Origin of the sequence: Eubacterium sp. 3_1_31, assembly GCF_964249515.1 — a bacterium.
GTDB lineage: Bacteria > Bacillota_I > Bacilli_A > Erysipelotrichales > Erysipelotrichaceae > Longicatena > Longicatena caecimuris.
In genome coordinates, this window is the sequence record NZ_CAXUBY010000081.1 from 1 (window position 1) to 5,755 (window position 5,755).

The 5,755-nt window shown below is 36.0% G+C and carries 4 protein-coding genes and 1 pseudogene; all 5 read left to right on the forward strand.

Annotation, left to right across the window (positions count from 1 at the left end; all coding sequences use genetic code 11):
• Positions 1-132, forward strand: a pseudogene (locus ACESSZ_RS16170) (site-specific integrase); the annotation flags it as partial.
• Between the two features lie 476 nt (positions 133-608).
• On the forward strand, positions 609-1,247 hold the full coding sequence (locus ACESSZ_RS16175) for a hypothetical protein (RefSeq protein WP_008687213.1): 639 nt from the start codon (positions 609-611) through the stop codon (positions 1,245-1,247).
• 130 nt (positions 1,248-1,377) lie between these two features.
• Complete coding sequence (locus ACESSZ_RS16180) at positions 1,378-3,879, forward strand: ribonucleoside-diphosphate reductase subunit alpha (RefSeq protein ID WP_008687214.1); 2,502 nt, start codon at positions 1,378-1,380, stop codon at positions 3,877-3,879.
• Positions 3,880-3,889: 10 nt separating this feature from the next.
• Entirely contained in the window at positions 3,890-4,933 is a 1,044-nt protein-coding gene (locus ACESSZ_RS16185) for a ribonucleotide-diphosphate reductase subunit beta (protein ID WP_008687216.1), read from the forward strand.
• 149 nt (positions 4,934-5,082) lie between these two features.
• On the forward strand, positions 5,083-5,442 hold the full coding sequence (locus ACESSZ_RS16190; protein WP_008687219.1) for a VOC family protein: 360 nt from the start codon (positions 5,083-5,085) through the stop codon (positions 5,440-5,442).
• The last annotated feature ends 313 nt before the right edge of the window (positions 5,443-5,755 follow it).

A 5,755-nucleotide genomic window follows, 5' to 3' on the forward strand; every position in this document is an offset into this window, starting at 1 on the left:
GCAAGCAAGAACATGAACCCGAAAGATTTACAGTATATCATGGGGCATTCAAATATCAGTATCACAATGAACTGGTACGCTCATGCGTCCATAGATACCGCAAAATCAGAGGTTCAGCGTCTAATTGCATAGAAGTATTTACCACGATTTTAACCACGATTGATAGCGAAAATATAAGAAGATAGACCTAGGTATGTGAGCTTTACCACAAAAGCAAAATGCCCGTAGAGCCGATAAAATAAGGCTTTGCGGACATTTGAGAAGATATAAAAAGATAGTTAAAAAGACATATATAATTTGTATAAATTGTATAAAATAAAACTGTTTTTTGTGAAAAATGGTTTTTCCTTCTGTGAAATTATGTATAGATAGTAAGTTGTTATGTAAAATATCTTCGAAAGGTATCAAAAGAATGCAAATGTTATTCTTTATCATAAAAGTAGTAAGAAATAATAGTGAATATGTATCTGAATGAATCAGCTTTATCTAAAAAAAATGAAAAAAAACATTTAAGTTTGTGAATATCACCTAAAAATGTAAAATGTTGATGAAAAATAAAGAAAGTTATAGTACAATATAAACATTGAGTAAGAAATGGAAGGTGCTTTATGAAACCAATCGTATGGATCGCTTTTATCGTCGTTTTGATTATTTCTGTAGTTGGTACACAATGGTACAAACGCAGTACATTCAATAAATTATTGAAATGTTTACAAAATCAGGATTTTGACAAATTCTTCACTATCTTAGACTCGCTTGCCTGCAAATACTTTTTTGCGCCATTTAATCGTGAACATATGCGTTTAAATGCCTTCTTCATGATGGGAGATAGTACCAAGATTCGTGAGCAGTTTGATTTGATCTTAAATATGCGCATCAACAAGAAGCAGCGTTTAGATGTATGCATGAAGGCATTTTACTTCTATGTAGATGAAGAAGATAAGGTGAAGGCAAAAGAAATCCTTGATCGTATGCAAGGTGTAACGGATGAAACATTATATGAACAATGCAATCTGATTTATGAGATCTTATTATTGAAGAAAACAGATTATATTGATGTGATGGAAGAACACGTGAAAGCATGTGAACCAGGCTTTGATCGAGGCATGTTCCATTATCTGTTGGCATTACAGTATAGCTATTTAGATCAAAAGAAAAAAGAAATGGAACACTTGCGTATTGCGAAAACAGATATGAAAGATACACCATATGAAACAAAAATCAATAAAATGATAAAAGGGAAATAGTTAAGTAAGAGAATGTCTGCTATTAAGAAGGCATTCTTTTTTTCTGCCAGTATCTTCCTTGTGCATCTCAGTTGCGTAAACCATAAGATTCTCTATATACTAACGGTAAGAGAAAAGGTGGAAAATGTATATGAAAATCATAAAACGCGATGGTACCATTCAAACATTTGATTCTGAAAAAATGATCCAAGCGATGAAAAAAGCTTTTGTGACGGATGTTCCTATGGATCAGTTAAAGCAGATCGCAATGGAAATCACCCAAGAAATACAAGGCTCAGCTAAAGTCAGCGTAGAAGATATCCAAGATCTTGTAGAACAAAAGCTGATGGCATATCAATTTTATAATGAAGCTAAGGCTTATATTTTATATCGTGAAAAACGTAAAGAAAAACGGCAAATGCTCTTAGAACTATGCCATGAGGTACAGGATGAAAAACTATTGCCCATCTTTATGCAAATCCAGAAAGATTTTGATGAAACATATGATTTGCATGCACTTTATATCAAATTTCATTCCTTTTTAAAAGAAACCATGGGGCATGAAGAACGCTTGCAAATGCTTATGAAAGCATGTGTCGAGCTGATTAGTAAGGAAACACCGAAATGGGAATATATTGCAGCACGTTTTTTGAGCTACCAACTACATCAGGAAATTAATGCCCGTATGAAGCAACTGCAGCTTACTTCCTTTTATGAGAAGATTCAGTATTTAAGCAAACAAGGGTTATATGGTGCTTATATGTTAGATGCTTATCAGAAAGAAGAAATCGATGAACTAAAGCGATACGTAAAGGATGAGCGTGATGCTTTGTTTACATATAGCGGTTTAGAATTAGTGGTGAAACGCTATTTACTGCGTACGCATGATTTACAGCTGATGGAAACGCCACAGGAAATGTTTATGGGAATTGCCATGCATCTGGCAATACCTGAGACGAATCGTGTATATTGGGCAAAACAGATTTATGATATCCTAAGTACCTTAAAGGTAACAATGGCAACACCGACGATGGCCAATGCTCGCAAACCATACCATCAACTATCCAGCTGTTTTATTGATACGGTGGCAGATACTTTAGCTAATATTTATAAGTCTATTGATAACTTTGCGCAAATTTCCAAATATGGCGGTGGCATGGGCCTTTATTTTGGAAAAGTACGCGCAAATGGCAGTGATATTCGGGGATTTAAAGGAGCAGCCGGTGGAGTAATTCGTTGGATCAAGCTGGTCAATGATACCGCAACAGCAGTGGATCAGCTAGGAGTGCGTCAGGGAGCGGTTGCAGTGTATTTGGATGCATGGCATAAGGACTTACCTGAATTTCTAAATTTACGTACCAATAATGGAGATGATCGCATGAAAGCTCATGATGTCTTCCCGGCTATCTGTTATCCGGATTTATTTTGGAAAATGGCGAAAGAGGATTTAAACGCAACATGGTATCTGATGTGTCCGCATGAGATAGGGAAAGTGAAAGGCTATCAATTAGAAGATTTTTATGGCGAAGAATGGGAAGAACGTTACTTTGACTGTGTGAATGACGCTCGCATCTCAAAACGTGAAATGATCTTAAAAGATCTAGTGCGTCTGATTCTAAAGTCCGCGGTGGAGACAGGAACACCTTTCACATTTAATCGCGATCAGGTAAATAAAATGAATCCCAATGGGCATAAGGGCATGATCTATTGTAGTAATTTATGTACAGAAATTGCCCAAAACATGTCAGCTATCACTTTAACAGAACCACAAATCATAAAGGTTGATGAGGAAGAGATTGTTGTAAATAAAAGCAAGCCAGGCGATTTTGTTGTTTGTAATCTAGCGAGTCTATCCTTAGGTAATATCGATGTGACAAACAAGCAAGAGCTTTCACATATCATACATACGATCGTTCGCGCATTAGATAATGTCATCGATTTAAACTACTATCCGATTCCATATGCAGAAATAACAAATCGTCAATATCGAGCAATTGGCTTAGGGGTTAGCGGATATCATCACATGCTGGTAAAACAAGGTTTGCGCTTTGAAAGTGAGGAACATTTGCAATTTGTGGATACGCTGTTTGAAACGATCAATGCTTATGCCATTCAGGCAAGTAATGTTTTAGCCAAAGAAAAAGGCAGTTATCAATATTTTAAAGGGAGTGACTGGGACAGTGGCGCTTACTTTACGAAACGTGGTTATCAAAACGAAAGTTGGCAGAAAATCGGTCAGGATGTTCACACATATGGGATGCGCAACGCTTATTTGTTGGCTGTTGCGCCAACTAGTTCAACATCAATCATCGCGGGCACCAGTGCCGGTGTAGACCCCATCATGAACAAATATTTTTTAGAAGAGAAAAAAGGCAGTATGATTGCCCGTGTGGCGCCTGATCTTAATCCACAGACTTTCTGGCTTTACAAAAACGCCCATCAGATACAACAGGAATGGATCGTGAAAGCTGCTGGTATCCGTCAGCGCCATATCGATCAGGCACAGTCTGTAAACTTATATATCACAAATGAATTTACATTGCGCACGGTTCTGAATTTATATATCCAGGCATGGGAAAATGGTGTTAAAACACTATATTATGTGCGTAGTAAGGCATTAGAAGTAGAAGAATGCGAATCTTGTGCATCTTAAAGGAGAACTTATGACTGATTTAAAACGAAAACCGTTATTTAATGAACATGGGGATTGCGATGTAATCAACAGACGCATGATCAATGGCAATACCACGAACCTCAATGACTTTAACAATATGAAATATACTTGGGTATCTGACTGGTATCGGCAAGCGATGAACAATTTCTGGATTCCTGAAGAAATTAATCTGAATCAGGATGTTAAAGACTATCGTCGATTATCGCAGGCCGAGAAGAATGCCTATGATAAAACCTTATCCTTCTTAATTTTTCTAGATTCTATTCAAACGGCAAATTTGCCTAATGTAGGGGACTATATTACCGCAAATGAAGTCAACCTCTGTTTAACTATACAAGCCTTTCAAGAGGCATTGCATTCACAAAGTTACAGCTATATGTTGGATTCCATCTGTTCTTCGCAAGAACGTAATGATATTTTATACCAATGGAAAAATGATGCGCGTTTATTGGAAAGAAATAAATTTATTGGCGATTTATACAATGATTTTATTACCCATCATGATGGCATCCATTTAATGAAGACGATGATGGCCAATTATATATTGGAAGGTATTTATTTCTATTCCGGTTTCATGTTCTTTTATAATTTAGGTCGTATGGGAAAAATGCCAGGTTCGGTACAAGAGATACGTTATATTAACCGTGATGAAAATACCCATTTATGGCTTTTCCGTTCTATGATCCTAGAACTGCAAAAAGAAGAACCACAGCTTTTTACACCTGCGTTGGTGGAAGAATATAAGGATATGCTGCGTTATGGGGTAGAAGAAGAAATTCGCTGGGGCTCGTATGTGATAGGAAATGATATTGAAGGCTTAACAATGCAAATGGTTCGCGAATATATCTATTACCTGGGAAATTTGCGCAGCACATCATTAGGCTTTGGAACCTTATATGAAGGCTATGAAAAAGAACCGGCATCCATGGAATGGGTATCGATGTATGCGAATGCCAATTTGATTAAAACGGATTTCTTTGAAGCCCGCAGTTCTGCCTATGCAAAGTCAAGTGCATTAGTGGATGATTTATAATCTTTTAACGCTTAGCATAAATTATGTATACTAGGTTTGAAACATCGTTTTAGCGGGTATCGACGATAAAAATTACCTATGCTATAATTTTGTTAACCATTATAAATGTATTCGCATGAATGCATCATTACTGAGAAGAGGTATAGTTTATGAAGATAACCTGGGTAACCTTAAGCGTTTCTGATATAAAGAAAAGCATTGCTTTTTATACAGAAGTTTTCGGTATGCAAGTAGTATCACGTTTTCATGGAGGTATACATGAAATTGCGATGTTAAAAACGAAGAATGAGGTCTTAATTGAGCTTATTCAAAATCGTAGGGAAGCTGATAAAGAAGTAGGAAATGGAGTATCCATCGGTTTAGAGATAGAAAATCTCGATGCTTTCGTTGCGATGTTATTAAAGAATGGTTATGAACTAACAGGTCCTATTGCTCCAAATCCGACCATTTGTTTCTATTTTATAAAAGATCCTGATGGTTATACATTACAACTGTTAAAACGATCCTGATGAAAAAGGCAAATATAAAATGGAATGAAACCAATCACAATGGTTTATTTCAATTTGCCTTTTTTTATTTTGCCAGCATTACCATATAAATACTTACTCTATTTGCCAGTGTTAACCTAAGTAACCCTTCTTACGATAAGGCCACCATCACCAACAAACTTTTTTATTTTATATATCCATTTTTGTGGATTAATCCTCGTGGTAAGATGAATAGGCATCTGATACATTATTTAGTTAAAAAAGAGTAAAAATCGAATTATCCGCATAAACACAGGGATTTTAAGCAATATGAAACAAAAAATAAAAGAATTTT